Here is a 16,071-nt window from a genome sequence, read left to right as displayed (position 1 = left end):
AGACCATGAGTCATGACACTGCGCCCGATCTGGCGATGGTGTCGGAGGGGGAGTTCCAGACCCGGCCGCGGCGGGAGGAACCGGACTGGACGGACGCGCAGATGTACGCGCGGGCGGTGAACACGTCCTGTCTGGAACCGTGGCTCGCGGAACGCGCCACCAGCCTGGGCGACCTCTCCGTCGCCGACGACCAGGGCATGCGGTGGGCCAGTCTGCTGGCGGCCTTCATCGACGGCATGAACAGCACCTCGCTGCCGCCCGAACGCGAGAACTGATCAGCGCTGTGTCCATGAGTGCCGGAGAGCCCGGGGGCCGGGTCGTCCGGCACTCATGGACACAACGACGACCACGGACCCGGCGCCCGCCCGGTGGACACCGCGCACCGGACGGGCCCGGGGCCGCCCGGATCCCGCCGGGCTGCCCCCGACCCGCCGGCCGCGCCCCGGCGGGGTCCGCCCGGCAGGCCCTCAGCGGGCGAGCAGTCTGACCAGGGGGGAGCACCGGTACGTGCAGGGCCCCGCGTCCGGGCCGTACCCGGCGTCGACCTCCAGCAGCCACACCTCCGCCAGTGCGTCCAGCGCCGTCTGGGTCCGCTCCTCGGACCACCCCAGGTGTTTTGCCGCCTCCGCCGCGGTGAAGGGACCGGGGTCCGCGCGGGCCAGCACCCGCAGCACCGGGCGCAGGCCCGGTTCGAGCTGGAGGACGCTCGTGCGCAGCGCGGCACGCAGGTCGAGACTGCCCTCGGACCACTCCTCGTGGCGCGCCTGCCCCTCCCCCGGGTCCAGCCGGTCCACCAGCCGGGCCACGGGCCACTGGGGCCGGGCCGCGAGCCGGGCCGCGCAGATCCGCAGGGCCAGGGGCAGCCCGTCGCACAGCTCCACCAGGCGTCCGGCCGCCACGGGTTCGGCGTCGAGCCGGGCCGCGCCGAGGACCGACTCGATCAGCTGCCGGGCCGCCGCGTCGTCGAGCCGGCCGACCGGCACCGCCCGCACCCCCTCCAGCGAGGCCATCGCGCTGCGGCTGGTGATCAGCATCCGGCAGCTCTCGCCGCTGGCCAGCAGCGGGCGCACCTGACGGTCGTCCACCGCGTTGTCGAGCACGACCAGGACCCGGCGCCGCGCCAGCACGCTGCGGTACAGCTGGGCCCGCTCGTCCAGGGTCTCGGGCAGGTCGCCCCGTACCGGGATCAGCGCCCGCAGGAACGAACCAAGCACGTCCAGCGGGTTCTTGGGGCTGCCGTCCTCCCGGCGCAGGTCGATGTAGAGCTGCCCCTGGCGGAAGTCGTCCCGGCAGACGTGCCCGGCGCGCACGGCCAGGACGGACTTCCCGGCCCCGGCCGCGCCGACCAGCACGACACCGCGGTGGGAGCCGCCGGAGCCGCGCAACCCCTCCAGCACCTCGGCCAGTTCGGCGCCGTGCCCGACGAAGTCGGTGGTGTCCATCGGCAGCATGGCCGGCACCAGTCCGGTCCAGGGGCTCGGCGCCCCGTTGCTGGCGACCGTGAGCGCCTCGGCGGCGGCGGGCGCGGCCAGCTCCTCCAGCAGCACCGACCGGTGCAGTTCGCGCAGCACGGGCCCCGGGTCCACCCCCAGTTCCTGCTGGAGGACCTGGCGGCCCTGCTCGTACACCCGCAGCGCGTCCATCTGCCGGCCGCAGCGGTACAGGGCGGTCATCAGGTGGCCGCGCAGCGACTCCCGGGTGGGGTGCTCCGCGACCAGCCGGGTCAGTTCGGGCAGGGCCCGGCTGTGCCGCCCCAGTTCGAGCTCGGCCTCCATGCGGTTCTCGACCACGGTCAGCCGGGACTCCTCCAGGGCGGGGAGCTCGGCGCGGGCCAGGAACTCGGTCACGTCCGACAGGGCGGGCCCGCTCCACAGCTCCAGTGCCGTGCCCAGGCAGGCGGACGCCTCCGCGTAACGGCTGTTCAGCAGGTCGTCGCGGCCCTGCTCGGCGAGTTGCCGGAACACGTCCCAGTCGAACCAGGCGTCGCCCAGCGCCAGGTGGTAGCCCCGGTGCTTGCGCGCCAGCCGCAGGTCGGGCCCGCAGATCCGGCGCAGCCGCGAGATGTACGTGTAGAGCTGGGCCGACCGGGTGGCGGGGGGTGCGGCGTCCCACAGCAGTTCGCTGAGCCACAGGTCGGAGACGAACCGGCCGGGAGAGATGAGGAGGGCCGCGAGGACCGTGCGTTGTTTGGCGGCGGTCAGCGGGATGCGCACCCCGGACGCCCACATCTCGGTGGGCCCGAGAATCCTGAACTCCAGCTCGGATCCGGTGCCTTGTCCGAGTGTCATTCAGCAGACCACCCGCCCGCAGGAGGCAGGGGTCACGTGTCCGACGCCTCCCCGAGGCGCAGCGCCGCGTCGATGACCGCGCTGCCGTACTCCCGGGCCGGCTCGTCGGTGATCAGCCCGACCGGGCCGGACAGGCAGAGCGCGGCGACGACCCGGCCGCCCGGTCCGCGCACCGGGGCGGTCAGTTCGGCGGAGCCCCGGCCCCGTTCCCCGAAGCTCTGCGCCCAGCCCCGGCGGCGCACCCCGGCGAGCACGGTGGCGGTGAAGCGGGCGCCCACCAGTCCCCGGTACAGCACGTCCGGGTCCTCCCAGGCCAGCAGCACCTGGGCGACCGAACCGGAGCGCATCGGGAAGGCCGTGCCCACCGGCACCGTGGCGGCGATGTCCGACGAGGTCTCCGCGGCGGCCACGCACAGCACCCGGTCGTCGCACCGGCGGTAGAGCCGGGCGCTGGCCCCGGTCCGGTCGCGCAGCCCCGTCAGCACGGGGCCGGCCAGGGCGAGCATGCGGTCGCCGTGCTCGACGACCGCCATCTCGCTCAGCCTGGGCCCCAGCAGGAAACGGCCCCGCGCGTCGCGGGTGACCAGCCGCAGCCGTTGCAGCGCCAGGGCCAGCCGGTGCGCGGTGGGACGGGTCAGCCCCGTGACGCGCACGATCCGCGACACCGAGGCCGGGCCGTCCTCCAGCACGCTCAGCAGCAACGACGCCTTGTCCAGTACGGCGACCCCGCTGTCGTGGTCGAGGACCGGCGACGGGGCGGGGGACGGGGAGGACGGGGAGAGCGACATGGTCATCGGGCACCGGCCAGGGATCCGCCGATGGCCCCGATCAGCGCGTCGCGCCGGTCCGCGAGGTAGAAGTGCCCGCCGGGGAAGACCTGCTGGGTGTATCCGTGGGGTGCGACGTCGGCCCAGGCCGTCATCTCGGTCTCGGTGATCGAGGGGTCCTTGTCGCCGACGTAGCCGTGCACCGGGCAGCCCACCGGGACGGCGGGGCGCGGCCCGTAGGTGCCCACGATCGTGAAGTCGGCGCGGATCGCGGGCAGCACCATGGCGCGCAGCGCGGGATCGTCCAGCGGGACCCCCTCCGTGCCGCCGAGCCGGTGGACCTCGGCGACCAGCGCGTCGTCGTCCTCCCGGTACAGCGAGGTGGGGGTGAGGCGGTGCGGTGCCTTCCGGCTCGACACGTGGAGCCCGGCGGGGCGCACCGAGTGCCGCGCCTCCAGCCGGAGCGCCACCTCGTAGGCCAGCGAGGCGCCCATGCTGTGGCCGAAGAGCGACAGCGGCAGGTCCAGGAACGGCAGCAGGGCCCCGGTGACCGCGTCCGCCAGCTCGTCCATCCGGAGCACGAAGGGTTCGTCGATCCGGACGTGGCGTCCGGGGTAGCGGGCCACCAGCACCTCGGTGTCCTCGCCGAACGCCCTTCCCCAGCGGTGGAAGTACGCGGCGGAACCGCCCGCGTGCGGCAGGATCAGCACCCGCCCGCGCGGGGCCACCGCTTCGTATCTGCGGAACCATCCGCTGTCGATGCCGGACTTCATCCCTACTTCGCACCTCGCGTCGGCGGTACATCAAACGGTCCGCGGCCCGATGGCCGTCCCGTGGTCCCCAGTGGGCGCACGGGACGGCCCTCGGGACGGATCCGAGTCAACAAACCTGTTCTAATACCCGGGTTCCGCACCCGACAACCGGAACTACAGGAAGCTGCCAGCACCGGACGCACGGACGCCGTCCGGCGGCACGTGTGCACGGCGCCGGACGGTGTCCGCGAAGGGGCGGCCGCGCCACGTCGGCGCGCGCCCGCGGGAAGGCGGCGGGATGCCGTCCCTCAGGCTCCCGGTGTGTCGATGGATCCGAGTAACCCCAGTTCCGCCGCCCGTACCCCGGCCTGGAAACGGGAGGTGGCACCGAGCAGCGTCATGATCTCGGCGACGTACCTGCGGTAGGTGCGCACGGAGACCGTGAGTTCGCGTGCGGCCACCTCGTCGGTCACACCGGCCCGCAGCGCCCCCAGGATCTGCCGCGCGAGCTCGGCGCGCGAGTGGTCCCCGAAGGCTATGTGCCCGTCGGCGGGAACGGCGTTGCGCCAGACCCCCTCATAGAGGGTGTTGAGCGTACGGATGACATCGGGGACACGGATGAGCGAGGCCCTGCGGCCGGTGGGCGACTCGGCCGAGACCAGCCCGACCGTGCCGTCGACGATGAGCCCCTGGAGGGGTGGTACCCGCGCCACCCGGACCTCGGCCGGCTGCTCCCGGGCGCGTTGGGCCCGGACGAAATCCTCGTCGATCATGACCGGCGTGCACAGCAGCCGGATGTGGATCGTGTCCGGCACCGCGCGGAGCAGTTCGTGCAGCGCGCGTTTGGACTCGGCGCCGCAGCTCGGCCCCGCGGCCAGCACGACGTCGATGTTCGTCCGCGCCTGGCGCACCAGTTTGCGCGCCTCGGCGACGATCGTTTCCTTGCTGTCGTCCACGGCGGTGATCAGCTGATCCCACGAGACACGGTCCCGGTGCTGCTCCACCGTCATCTCGATCATCGCCCGGACCTCCAGCAGGGCCCGCTCTATGGCGTCGGCGTGCGGCTCGCTCCCCGGGATCCTGCCCGGTCGCGCCCCAGGGGTCCTCGGCCCCGGCACGGACGGCTCTCCTGTCGCCCCGGCGTGTTCCCGGTCCCACTCCTTCGTTCCGTCCCCGGCCGGTATCGACCACGTCTCTGATGTCCTGCTCATCCCCGTTGCCCCCGATGTTTTTCCACACTTCGGAGTTACTGCGTCATGCGGTTGTTCAGCACCGTTCCAGCAACCCCAGTTCCACAGCGCGCACACCCGCCTGGAAGCGGGAGTTCGCCCCGAGTTCACGCATGATCTCCGCGACGTGCCGTCGGTACGTACGCAGGGACACATCTATCTCGCGGGCGGCGACATCGTCGGTGTGCCCCTCCCGCAGCTTCTCCAGGATCCGGCGCGCGAGAGCGGTGCGCAGGCTGCGGTCCAGGCGGAGTTCGTCGGCGAGGGGGCGGGCACTCGTCCACGTCCCGGCGAAGAGCAGGTCGAGCGCGCCGACGGCGGCCGGATCGGTGATGATCGCGGCATGCCTGGCGCCCGTCTCGGCGCCCGACTGCACGAGGGCGGTCCGGCCGTCGACGATCAGCGCCTCGCGCAACTCGCCCTTCGTGATGCGGATCTCCAGGTTCGCCGCGCCGAACGAGTCCCCGAAGTTCGACGGCAGGTGGAGTGCGCCGCCGGCGGCCAGCAGCCGCACGGCGAGCCGCCCCCGGTCGCCGCGGTCCGCCGGGGCCGGCGGCATGTCCGCGACGGACGCCGCGAGGGCGGAGCAGACCGCGGCCGAGTGCGCCCGGTCCCCCGTCACCGCGACGTGGGCCGAGTAGCGCGCGCCCGCCATCAGCTGCCTGATCGCCTCGCCGATCGACCGGTCGTCGGCCCGTACCACCAGCGAGGCACCCCCGGGTCTCTGCCGGTGCAAGGACACCGAGGATTCGATCAGGGCACGGGCCTGCAGGAGCGCCCGCTCCACGTAATCCGTGTGTTCCAGGTCTTCCGGAGCATCCGCCACCATACTCATTTTCGGCCACCCGTCCCCTACTGCGCTGTCCCGGGATGCCAGTTGACCTCGTCAGATTTCATCCGCCTCATGGAAGACCCTCAACCCGGATAAGGTTGAATCGGAAGCCAATTAACACAAACCCGAGCAACACATATACGCCACGATCAACTTGACTCGACATTAGATCGCCAGGTGTGAACCAGTCAACGGCGGTCCAGTCCAAGCGGACCGGAAGGGTCCGCACCATCCCTCTTCTCCACCCTGCCGAGGGCCCCTCCTCGGGAAAATGTCAGCAAGCTGCACCCCGGGCCCGAAATCGCACGGCCAACGCTCCACTTACGCTGCGGTATGAAATCGTTCAACTCCGGAGCGCAGTCGCCGCTGTCCCATAGCGGTCACCGTTCCACCTGGAATGGGGGCGCGACCTAGGCTCGCCCCGTGACCGAGCCCCTCGCCCCCACCGCGTCCGAAGCACTCGTCCACTGGTGGCACATCCCGAGCGGTCGACCCGATCCAGCCGCTCTCGAACTGCTCGACGCCGGCGAGCGCGAGCGCCTGGACCGCATCAGCCATCCCGGCCAGGCGACCCAGTTCGCCGGCAGCCGCGCGGGGGCCCGGCACGTACTGGCCCGACTACTTCAGGTCAGTCCCCGCGAAATCAGGTTTGGACGTGACTCCTGCCCGGAATGCGGCAGTTCGCACCACGGTCCGCCGATCATCGCGCACCCCGCGACCCCCTTCCGGATCAGCCTTTCGCACTCCGGGGGCTGCTGCCTGCTCGCGGTCGCCCGGTTCCCGGTCGGGGTCGACGTGGAGGGCGTACGGGAGATGGACACCGAAGAACTGGGACATGTCGCCCTCACCCCGGCCGAACGGCGTCACATTCGCGCCCTGCCGCCCGGACCGGCGCGCCACCGGGCCTTCCTGCGCTGCTGGACCCGGAAGGAGGCGGTGCTGAAGGCCGTCGGCACCGGCATCGCGGGGGACCTGTCCGCCATCGAGACCCACCCCGGCTCCCCCGACTCCGCGACGGTGACGGCGGGCGTCCCCGGCACCCCCGGGAGCTGGACCGTGACCGACCTCGACACGCCCGGGAAGTGGGTTGCAACCGCGGCGCTGCCCTCGCACGTCCCTGTGACCGTGAGACTCCATCGGCCACCGGCGGTTCCGATTTCAATTTCTTCGATTTCCGACCAATGAAACAGAGCCGGGCGCTCCCCGGTCCCGACCAACAACATGGCCCGGCATGCGGCGCGCGACCCGCATACCGGGTTCCGTAATGTCGCGTTCCTCGGACGTACGACAGAAAATCATCCCGCCGACGACCACAGTCATCATTCACGGGAAGGATTGATGCGGAACTTCTCCGTTCCTTGCCCGAGAGACAATGGACCGGCGCACAATCAATTCAACCGACCTTTTTTCCGTGGGGAATTGAAGATCGATACGGGTTACGCAATTAATTCTCCGTCCGGCCACCGGACGACGCGGATCGGCAGGCGCGAACCGGCATGAAGGACGCGTTCCGGCTGGGGACCGGCCGCGAGTCGGGCCGGATCGGGGCCGAAAACGGACTGGCCGCGGACCCGGACCGGGGCCAGGGCATGACCGGTCACGGACCGGGGTCGCCGCGAGACCGGTCACGGACCGTGTCGAGGTCTCCTCGGGGCCGGATGCGGAGCGGCCGCGGACCGGGTCCGGTCCGCGGCCGGTGACGAGGGCGGGAGCCCCGGACGGCCGGGGCGCCCCGCGCTCCCGCAGTTCCGCGCTCCCACGGTTCCGCGCTCCCGCAGTTCCGCGAGCCCCTCAGACCAGGGTGCCGGACGCCTTGAGGTCGTCGAAGAGCAGCTGGTCGACCGGCGGGACGAGCGGCCGGTCGGCATAGGAGAACCAGGCCATCTCCTCGATCTCGTTGCTGACGGTCAGCGTCCCGCGGTAGTCCCCGGCGTAACAGCTCATCCGCACCACCACCCCGTCCGGGTGGCCGTGCGCCTGCGCCTCGTACGTCCCCATGTGCGACACCGTGGCGGGGAGGATGGCCACGGCCAGTTCCTCCTCGACCTCACGGAGCAGGGTCTCCAGATCGGTCTCCTGCCCCTCCCGCTTCCCGCCCGGGATGTAGAAGACGTCCTTCCCCCGCGAACGCGCGCAGAGGATCCTGCCGTTCTCCACCCGCACCCATGCCACCGTGTCGATCAGGCCCGACATCACTCCGCCTCCGTTCGTGCGCCACCCGGCCGGACAGGACCCTAACGGGACGGGAACCCACCGCACGAACGGGGCCGCAGTGCGCGGACGAGGTGGGGTACCGGGGGCAGTGCGCGGACGGCACGGGCAGTCGGCCGGACCACAGTGCGCGAGCGGGGTCGCGGCGGCACACGGATCGGGGCGCGGTGCGCGGGCGGGCATGGGAAGCCGGCGGCGGCGCGGTACGGGCGGGAGCACGGCGGGATGCGGCCGACGGGCGGCCCGGTACGCGAACGGCCCCCGCCGTCACGCGCTCCACCGCGCGCCGGAGCGCGCCACCCCCGCCCCGCTCCCCGTGCCGGGGTTACGGCCGGCTGCCCTGCCCGACGCGTTCCACCCAGTAGAGCTGTTTGTGTCCGTGTTCATCGAGCTTGTCGGCCATCTTCTGGGCTTCGCCCCGTGTGGCATATCTGCCGACGCGATAGCGATTGCCGTTGTCGTCCTGCCGTATCACCAGCCATGGGAGCACGGCACCGCTGTCGCTCATCGCTCCCCTCCCGAGCATTGCGCCCCTTCCTCGAACGGCATGCACGTCTCCAAAGATCCCCAGGAATCCGCAGTACGCATATGCCTGACCCTACGCCTGACCTTCACGCAACGGATACGTAATTACACAAAGAGGTACCGAATCGGCCAGCAAGAAGGGGCGCACCCGACCGGATGCGCCCCTTGGGGGGTCGAAACGCCCCTCCCTACCCCACCCGCCCCGCCCCTCTCGAGGGGAAGAGCTGGACATGACAAGCCGGAGCGAAGGGCGAGGGCACCACCCCCACCGGAACGGTCCGCGCCGCCACTGGCACCGACCGCCCCCTCACCGGAACCACCCGCGCCGCACCGCCCGCGCCGCGCACGGTCACCTGACCGGGAGGTGGTAGGCGATCCGGAAGCGGTCGGCGGGCACCACCACGTCCGCCGTCTCGACCGGCTGGCCCGACGCGTAGTACGTCCGCTCGATCACCATCACCACGTGCCCCGGTACACCGCCGAGCGCCAGGAGCTCCTCCGCCAGCCCCGGGCGCGCGCCGACCTGCTCGGCCACGTTGTCCACGACGACGTCGATCGCGGCCATCCGCTCGACCACCCCGCAGCCGCCCAGGGGCCCCTCCTCCGGCAGCATCACCGGCGTGCGCCCCGTCACGGCGAGCGGCTCCCAGGAGGTCGAGAGCATCATCGGCTCCCCCGCCTCCCGGAAGGTGTACCTCGTCCGCATCACCCGGTCTCCCGGCTCGATGCCGAGCCGTTCGGCGACCTCCGCACTCGCCTCCTCCTGCTCGCTGCGGGACTCCCACGTCCCGCGCACCCCTTCCGCCGTCTGCTCCTGACGGAACGGACTGGCGCCGGTGGCCGACCGGTAGCCGGAGCGGGCGATCCGCCGCGGCACGGGGCGCTCGCGCACATACGTGCCGGAGCCCGAGCGCCCCTCCACCAACCCCTCGGCCATCAGCACCTTGCGCGCCTCCAGCGCGACGGTGTCCGAGACTCCATACTCCTCGCGGATACGGGCCTGCGAAGGCAGGCGCGTATGCGGCGGCAGCAAACCGTTGACGATCTTCTCCCTCAGATCGCTTGCAACGCGCAGATACGCGGGCTGCTCACCGAAAGTCACAGGCCACTCCCAACAGGTTGACAGTCTGCGACAGCCTGACAACCGTCGGTTGTGGACCGCAAGTGCAGGCCAAAGATTCACCTGATGTGATGATTCGCAGCCCATCCATGCATATCCGGCCGTCGACCGCCAGAAGGATCTCAGCCCTTCCCGATCCTCCCGCCCCTTCCTTCCCTCTCCCCCTTTACCGCAATCCCCGCCCCCTCCGAGCCCCTTTTGGTCCAGACCAATAACTGCCTCTCCCCGGCACGCGATTCGCGGCACACGGTTCGCAGCACACAATTCGCGGCCCCTGGTGCGCGGCACGCAGTTCCCCTCACACGGTTCGCAGCCCGCAGTTCGCAGCGCACGGTTCACCGCACGACTCCGGCATCCCTGGCGGGCGGCCACCGCCGGAGCCCCGGAGCGGGAAACGCGGCGGGGCGGCTGCCCGAGCAGCCGCCCCGCACGGTCGGTGGATCACCGACGGAAAGTCATCAGAACTGCAGCGACCAGGCGTTGATCTTCCCGGTGTCGCCGTACCAGCTGTCCCGGACGCTCAGCTTCCAGGTGCCGTTGGCCGTCTCGGACGAGGCGTCCACCGTGTACGTCTTCTTCACGTCGTCGGCGCTGCCGCCCTCACCGCCGGCCTTCAGGTTGTAGACCGAACCGTCGGGCGCGACCAGGTCGATCGTCAGGTCGCCGATGTAGGTGTGCGAGATGTCGACGGCCACGCTCAGCGAGGCGGGCGCCTTGCCGGTGACACCGGAGACGGTGATCGGCGAGGTGGCGGTGGAGTTGTCGCTGATGGTGTAGCTCGTGGTGTTCTCGAACTTGTCGCCACCCGGCGGGGTGGTCGAGTCGCCGCCGACGTTCAGCAGACGGTTCGGCGAACCCGATCCCGGGTTGGTCACCACACCGCTGCTGGCCGCGGCGACCAGTCCGGCGGAGACCTGCGCGGGGCTCTCGCTCGGGTGGTCCGCCAGGTAGAGGGCCGCGGCACCGGCGACGTGCGGGCTCGCCATCGAGGTGCCGGAGATGGTGTTGGTGGCGCTGTCGCTGGTGTTCCAGGCCGAGGTGATCGAGGAACCCGGCGCGAAGATGTCCAGCGTGCTTCCGTAGTTGGAGAAGCTGGAACGGGCGTCGGAGTTGGTGGTGGAGCCGACCGTGATGGCCTCGGCGACCCGCGCCGGGGACTTCGTGGAGGCGTCGGTCGACTCGTTGCCCGCGGCCACCGCGTAGGTCACGCCGGACGCGATGGACTTGCGGACGGCCTCGTCGAGCACGGAGTCCGCACCGCCGCCCAGGCTCATGTTGGCCACGGCCGGCTTGACGGCGTTCGCCGTCACCCAGTCGATGCCCGCGACGACCTGCTCGGTCGTGCCGGAGCCGCTGTCGTCGAGGACCCGGACGGCGACGATCTTCGCCTTCTTGGCGACACCGTACGAGTTGCCGGCGACGGTGCCCGCCACGTGGGTGCCGTGGCCGTGGCCGTCCTGCGCGGTGTTGTCGTTGTCAATGGCGTCGTAGCCGTTCGAGGCCCGGCCGCCGAAGTCGCTGTGGGAGATACGCACACCGGTGTCGATGATGTACGCGGTGACACCCTCGCCCGCCTTGTCGGGGTAGGTGTAGCTCTGGTTCAGCGGAAGGGACTTCTGGTCGATCCGGTCCAGGCCCCAGGAGGGCGGCGAGGGCTGGGTGCCGGTCACCTTGAAGACCCGGTTCTGCACCACGGTCTTGACCGCCGGGTCGGCGGCGAGCCGCTTCGCCTGCTTCTCCGAGAGCTCCACCGAGTAGCCGTTGACGGCCGAACGGTAGGTCCGCTTGATCTTGGCGCCGTACTCCTTGGCCACCGCGCGGCCCGCCGAGGAGCCCGCGTCGGGGGCCGACTCGTCGAGCGTGACGATGTAGCTGCCGCTGATGGTGCCCGGGGCGCCCGCGTTCTGAATCAGCCCCTCCGCCGGCTGATCCGAGGCGGAGGCGGGGAACACCGCGGCGCTGGAGAGCGCGAGGGCCGCACCGGCTATGACACTCGCCGCGGCCAGTCTTCGACGTGCGTGGGGGGTGTGACGCATCACTGACATGTGGGGGGATCCTCCTCGATCACGATGCATGGGTGGGGGGTTGCACGTGCTACTCAGAACGGAACAGGCACCGTTAAACATGGGCATGACAATCAGCTGTTGAAAGTTCCGTGCTTGCCCACGGTCCTGACCGACAGCGAAAGATTGACCGATTCTTGGGAATCGCACAAGGGTCCAACAGGTGCGCCACGCCTTCGTCATGCCGTCGCCACACGCCTGACATGCTGTCGGGCATGCCCACCTACTTCTGCCCGCAGGACGGCACCCGGGCCGACACCACCGCTCTCACCTGGTGTTGTCCCGTCTGCCGCGGCCCCTGGGACCTCGACTTCGGACCTTCCGCCGCTCTCTCGCCCAACTCCCTGAGGAAACGCGTCAATTCACTGTGGCGTTACGAGGAGGTGCTGCCGCTCGACTCGCCCGTGACCACGCTCGGCGAGGGCCGCACCCCGCTCGTCCCGCTCACCGGTACCGTCTCGGCCAAGCTCGACTTCCTGATGCCGACGCTGTCCTTCAAGGACCGCGGCGCGGTGATGCTCGCCGAACTGGCCCGCCGCCTCTCGCCCGAGCGCGTGGTCGCGGACAGCAGCGGCAACGCGGGCACCTCCGTCGCCGCGTACTGCGCCCGCGCCTCGCTCCCCTGCACGGTGTACGTCCCCGAGGGCACGTCCCCGAAGAAGACCGAGCAGATCCGGGCCCACGGCGCCCGGCTGGAAATCGTCCCCGGCGACCGCGAGGCCACCGCCCTGGCGGCCCGGGCCGCCGCCGACGCCCCCGGCACCTTCTACGCCTCGCACGTCTTCAACCCGTACTTCCTGCACGGCACGAAGACCTACGTGTACGAGCTGTGGGAGGACCTCGGCGGCCGGCTGCCGGACGCCCTCGCCGTACCGGTCGGCAACGGCACCCTTCTCCTCGGCGCGGCCCTGGCCACCGCCGAACTCCACGCCTTGGGGCTGATCGAGGAGCGCCCGGCGCTGATCGCCGTGCAGGCCGAGGCCGTGTCGCCGCTGGCCGCCGCGTTCCGCGCGGACGCGGCGGAGCTGCTCGACGAGCCGGCCGGCCCCCTCTCCCCCACCCTCGCGGAGGGCATCGCCATCCCCCGGCCGCCGCGCGCCCGCGCCATCCTGGCCGCGGTGCGCGAATCGGGCGGCACCTTCCTCACGGTGACCGAGGAGCAGATCCGCGCGGCGCAGCTGGACCTGGCCGCGCGCGGCTTCTACGTGGAGACGACGGGCGTCGCCTGCTGGGCCGCGGTCGGCGGCTGGACGGACCGGAGCGTCGTCGTGCCGCTGTGCGGCGCGGGCCTCAAGACGGGCCTCGCGAACTGACCCGGTGAACCACCCCGGCGTTCCGGGACGGACCGGGCAGGTGTGCGGGACGGACCGGGCGGGGCGGACCAGGCGGGGCAGGGCGTGCGGGACGGACCGGACCAGGCGGGGCGGGGTGTGCTCCGGGGCATCACGGCCCCCGCCGCACGCCCCTCTCCGCACCGTCCCGCCCCGGCCCGTCCGTCGTTCGCCCCGCGCGCCCCGCGCGCCGCGCACCACCGCGCGGGGCCCGTTTCCTACCGTCGTACGGTGAGCCCTTCGCGCATCCGTCTCCTCACGTCCTTCTCCGCCCTGGCCGCGTGCGCCCTGGTCACCGGGGCCCTGGCCGCGCCGTCGGCCCCCGCGGCGCACACCTCGCCACGTCCGGCCGCCGCCACGCCCCCCGCCGCCCCGGCCTGCGGGCGGGACACCGACCCCGCCTGGGCGCCGGCCTCCACCCGGTTCGGGGAGGCGGCCGGTTACGACCCCTACGTCGGCAACGGCTACCTGGGCCACCGGGTCCCCGCCACGGGCGCCGGCTACGCCTCCTCCGGCGAGCGGACCGGCTGGCCGCTGTTCACCCCGCGCTACGACGGCGCCTTCGTCTCCGGCCTGTTCGGACGCGAGGCGGACCTGGCCGGGGGTCGCGAGGTGATCGCCGCGCTGCCGAGCTGGACGACCCTCGACGTGCGCGTCGGCGACGAAACCTACGGCACCGGCACTCCCCCCGGCCGGATCTCGCACTACCGCCAGACCCTCTTCCTGCGCTGCGGCCTGGTGCGCACGTCGCTGCGCTGGACCACGGCCGACGGCCGCGCGACGGACCTGGTGTACGAGGTGCTCGCCGACCGCTCCGACCCGCACACGGGCGCGGTACGGCTGCGCATGACACCGCACTGGAACGGCACCGCGACCGTCACCGGCCGCCTCGACCCGCGGGGCGCCCGCCGGATCGCCCTGGCCGACGACGGCACGTTCCGCACCCTGGGCACCGGGACGGCGGGCGCGATCGTCCAGACCCTGCGCACCGGCGCCCCCGGCGCCCGCACCCCGGTCGCGGCGCGCAGCACGCACCGGATGTGCGCGGGGCACACGTACACCTTCGAGAAGTACGTCGGGGTCGACACCGCCCTCACCTCGTCCGCCCCGCGCACCACCGCCCGCGACGCGTCCCGGCGCGCGGCCCGGCGCGGCTGGTCCGGGGTCCTCGCCGCGAACGCCGCCGCCTGGCGGCGCGTCTGGGCGGCCGACGTCCTGGTGCCGGGCAGGCCCGAACTGCAGAAGTGGCTGCGGTCCGCGCAGTACGGGCTGGCCGCCGCCACCCGTGCCGGTGCCCGCGACAGCATCGCACCGGCCGGCCACACCAGCGACAACTACGCGGGCATGGTGTTCTGGGACGCCGAGACCTGGATGTACCCGGGGCTGCTCGTCACCCGCCCCGAACTGGCCCGCACGGTCGTCGAGTACCGCTACCGCACCCGCGGGGCGGCCCGCGCCAACGCCCGGGAGCTGGGCTTCGAGGGGCTGTTCTACCCGTGGACGAGCGCGAGCCGGGGCGATCTGCACTCCGAGTGCCAGAGCTGGGACCCGCCGCACTGCCTCACCCAGAACCACCTCCAGGGCGACGTCTCGCTCGCCGTCTGGCAGTACTACCTGGCGACCGGGGACCGGGCCTGGCTGGCCGGGCGCGGCTGGCCGCTGCTCAGCGGGATCGCCGACTTCTGGGCCTCCCGGGCCACCGCGAACGGCGACGGCAGCTACTCGGTGAGGAACGTCGCGGGCCCCGACGAGTACAGCAACGGCGTCACCGACGGCGTCTTCACCAACGCCGTCGCGGCCACCGCCCTGCGCCACGCCACCCGGGCGGCGCAGGTGCTCGGACACCCCGCGCCGGCCGAGTGGCGGCAGGTCGCGGACGGGCTGCGCATCCCGTACGACCCCGAGCGGAAGATCTTCCTCCAGTACGTCGGCTACAACGACTCGACGATCAAGCAGGCGGACACCGTACTGCTGGTCTATCCGCTGGAGTGGCCGATGGAGCCGGGCGCCGCCGCGGCCACGCTCGACCACTACGCGGCGCTCACCGACCCGGACGGCCCGGCGATGACCGACTCGGTGCACGCGATCGACGCGGCCGCGATCGGGGAGCCGGGCTGCGCGACGTACACCTATCTCCAGCGGGCCGTCCGCCCGTTCACCCGCGGCCCGTACGCCCTGTTCAGCGAGGCCCGGGGGGCGAAGGCGGGGGCCCAGGACCCGCTGGCGGGCTTTCCCGCCGACGACTTCCTGACCGGGAAGGGCGGCTTCCTCCAGGTCTTCACGCACGGCCTGACGGGGCTGCGGCTGCGGGAGGACGGGGTGCGTCTCGATCCGATGCTGCCGCCGCAGCTGGACCGGGGCGTCACCCTGAGGGGCCTGCGTCACCGGGGCAGTACGTACGACATCGTGATCGGGCCCCGGACGACGACGGTGCGGCTGACCTCCGGCGCCCCCTTCACCGTCCACACCCCCGCGGGCCCGCGCACCCTAGAGCGCACGCTCGCCCTCCCCACCCGCCGCCCCGACCTCGCCCGGACCTCCGACGCGGCCCGCTGCCGCCCGGCGACGGCCACGTCGGAGACACCGGGTCTGTACGCGGTGGCCGCGGTGGACGGCAGCCCGGCCACGCCCTGGTCCCCGGACGGCGCGACGGGCGCCCTGACGGTGGACCTGGGGCGGGCGGCCCCGGTGACCTCGATCGCGCCGCGGTGGGCGGACGTGCCCCCCTCCTCGTACCGCCTGGAGGTCTCGAGGGACGGCGCCCGCTGGCGGCCGTACCGCTCGGGAGCCGATCCGGTGGCCCGGCTGGTGCGGCTGACGGTCACCTCCGACGACGCCCAAAAACCGCCGGGGGTGAGCGAGTTGACGGTCGGACAACCATGACCTCGAGGACGTACCGGGCGTCGGCGGCGAGCAGGTCACCGGAAAGGCCCAAGTCAAATCGCTCGACGCG

General features: G+C 72.2%; 13 protein-coding genes. 4 read left to right on the top strand and 9 right to left on the bottom strand.

Annotation, left to right across the window (positions count from 1 at the left end; all coding sequences use genetic code 11):
• Nucleotides 1-5: 5 nt before the first annotated feature.
• The gene (locus tag OCT49_RS23125) at nucleotides 6-275 is read left to right on the top strand and encodes a hypothetical protein (protein WP_283853751.1); all 270 of its coding nucleotides are present in this window, start codon (nucleotides 6-8) and stop codon (nucleotides 273-275) included.
• 192 nt (nucleotides 276-467) lie between these two features.
• On the opposite strand, the gene OCT49_RS23120 is transcribed toward OCT49_RS23125, so the two are convergent.
• The 5 genes from OCT49_RS23120 to OCT49_RS23100 form a co-directional block, all read right to left on the bottom strand.
• Nucleotides 468-2,288, bottom strand: coding sequence for an AfsR/SARP family transcriptional regulator (locus tag OCT49_RS23120; protein WP_283853750.1), 1,821 nt, complete (start codon nucleotides 2,286-2,288; stop codon nucleotides 468-470).
• A gap of 32 nt (nucleotides 2,289-2,320) precedes the next feature.
• Nucleotides 2,321-3,082 (bottom strand): IclR family transcriptional regulator, encoded by a 762-nt coding sequence (locus tag OCT49_RS23115; RefSeq protein ID WP_391730911.1) that lies wholly within the window; start codon nucleotides 3,080-3,082, stop codon nucleotides 2,321-2,323.
• The gene (locus tag OCT49_RS23110; RefSeq protein ID WP_283853749.1) at nucleotides 3,079-3,828 is read right to left on the bottom strand and encodes a thioesterase II family protein; all 750 of its coding nucleotides are present in this window, start codon (nucleotides 3,826-3,828) and stop codon (nucleotides 3,079-3,081) included. Before OCT49_RS23110 ends, OCT49_RS23115 begins: the two co-directional genes overlap by 4 nt.
• A gap of 287 nt (nucleotides 3,829-4,115) precedes the next feature.
• Complete coding sequence (locus tag OCT49_RS23105; protein WP_283853748.1) at nucleotides 4,116-5,018, bottom strand: helix-turn-helix domain-containing protein; 903 nt, start codon at nucleotides 5,016-5,018, stop codon at nucleotides 4,116-4,118.
• A gap of 55 nt (nucleotides 5,019-5,073) precedes the next feature.
• Entirely contained in the window at nucleotides 5,074-5,871 is a 798-nt protein-coding gene (locus tag OCT49_RS23100) for a helix-turn-helix domain-containing protein (RefSeq protein ID WP_283853747.1), read from the bottom strand.
• A 420-nt stretch (nucleotides 5,872-6,291) separates the two neighbouring features.
• Here OCT49_RS23100 and OCT49_RS23095 point away from each other — a divergent pair, with 420 nt between their 5' ends.
• A complete protein-coding gene (locus OCT49_RS23095; RefSeq protein WP_283853746.1) occupies nucleotides 6,292-7,053 on the top strand; it encodes a 4'-phosphopantetheinyl transferase family protein in 762 nt (253 codons plus the stop codon).
• A 606-nt stretch (nucleotides 7,054-7,659) separates the two neighbouring features.
• On the opposite strand, the gene OCT49_RS23090 is transcribed toward OCT49_RS23095, so the two are convergent.
• From OCT49_RS23090 to OCT49_RS23075, 4 genes are all read right to left on the bottom strand, one after another.
• The gene (locus OCT49_RS23090) at nucleotides 7,660-8,061 is read right to left on the bottom strand and encodes an NUDIX hydrolase (protein WP_283853745.1); all 402 of its coding nucleotides are present in this window, start codon (nucleotides 8,059-8,061) and stop codon (nucleotides 7,660-7,662) included.
• A 343-nt stretch (nucleotides 8,062-8,404) separates the two neighbouring features.
• Entirely contained in the window at nucleotides 8,405-8,587 is a 183-nt protein-coding gene (locus OCT49_RS23085) for an SPOR domain-containing protein (RefSeq protein WP_283853744.1), read from the bottom strand.
• A 366-nt stretch (nucleotides 8,588-8,953) separates the two neighbouring features.
• The gene (locus tag OCT49_RS23080; protein WP_283853743.1) at nucleotides 8,954-9,706 is read right to left on the bottom strand and encodes a GntR family transcriptional regulator; all 753 of its coding nucleotides are present in this window, start codon (nucleotides 9,704-9,706) and stop codon (nucleotides 8,954-8,956) included.
• A gap of 476 nt (nucleotides 9,707-10,182) precedes the next feature.
• Nucleotides 10,183-11,769 carry a S8 family peptidase gene (locus tag OCT49_RS23075; RefSeq protein WP_283853742.1) on the bottom strand — a complete coding sequence of 529 codons (1,587 nt, stop codon included), beginning with the start codon at nucleotides 11,767-11,769 and terminating at the stop codon, nucleotides 10,183-10,185.
• Between the two features lie 233 nt (nucleotides 11,770-12,002).
• Here OCT49_RS23075 and OCT49_RS23070 point away from each other — a divergent pair, with 233 nt between their 5' ends.
• Nucleotides 12,003-13,100 carry a threonine synthase gene (locus tag OCT49_RS23070; protein WP_283853741.1) on the top strand — a complete coding sequence of 366 codons (1,098 nt, stop codon included), beginning with the start codon at nucleotides 12,003-12,005 and terminating at the stop codon, nucleotides 13,098-13,100.
• A gap of 249 nt (nucleotides 13,101-13,349) precedes the next feature.
• Entirely contained in the window at nucleotides 13,350-16,001 is a 2,652-nt protein-coding gene (locus OCT49_RS23065) for a discoidin domain-containing protein (protein WP_283853740.1), read from the top strand.
• Nucleotides 16,002-16,071: the final 70 nt, after the last annotated feature.

Source organism: Streptomyces sp. ML-6, assembly GCF_030116705.1.
GTDB lineage: Bacteria > Actinomycetota > Actinomycetes > Streptomycetales > Streptomycetaceae > Streptomyces.
Note: the sequence above shows the minus strand (reverse complement) of the source record. Positions and strands in the feature narration are given on the sequence as shown.

Coding starts and splice junctions, on each gene's coding strand:
- OCT49_RS23125 (WP_283853751.1), top strand. CDS start 6: ATGAGTCATGACACTGCGCCCGATCTGGCGATGGTGTCGGAGGGGGAG.
- OCT49_RS23120 (WP_283853750.1), bottom strand. CDS start 2,288: ATGACACTCGGACAAGGCACCGGATCCGAGCTGGAGTTCAGGATTCTC.
- OCT49_RS23115 (WP_391730911.1), bottom strand. CDS start 3,082: ATGACCATGTCGCTCTCCCCGTCCTCCCCGTCCCCCGCCCCGTCGCCG.
- OCT49_RS23110 (WP_283853749.1), bottom strand. CDS start 3,828: ATGAAGTCCGGCATCGACAGCGGATGGTTCCGCAGATACGAAGCGGTG.
- OCT49_RS23105 (WP_283853748.1), bottom strand. CDS start 5,018: ATGAGCAGGACATCAGAGACGTGGTCGATACCGGCCGGGGACGGAACG.
- OCT49_RS23100 (WP_283853747.1), bottom strand. CDS start 5,871: ATGAGTATGGTGGCGGATGCTCCGGAAGACCTGGAACACACGGATTAC.
- OCT49_RS23090 (WP_283853745.1), bottom strand. CDS start 8,061: ATGTCGGGCCTGATCGACACGGTGGCATGGGTGCGGGTGGAGAACGGC.
- OCT49_RS23085 (WP_283853744.1), bottom strand. CDS start 8,587: ATGAGCGACAGCGGTGCCGTGCTCCCATGGCTGGTGATACGGCAGGAC.
- OCT49_RS23075 (WP_283853742.1), bottom strand. CDS start 11,769: ATGTCAGTGATGCGTCACACCCCCCACGCACGTCGAAGACTGGCCGCG.
- OCT49_RS23070 (WP_283853741.1), top strand. CDS start 12,003: ATGCCCACCTACTTCTGCCCGCAGGACGGCACCCGGGCCGACACCACC.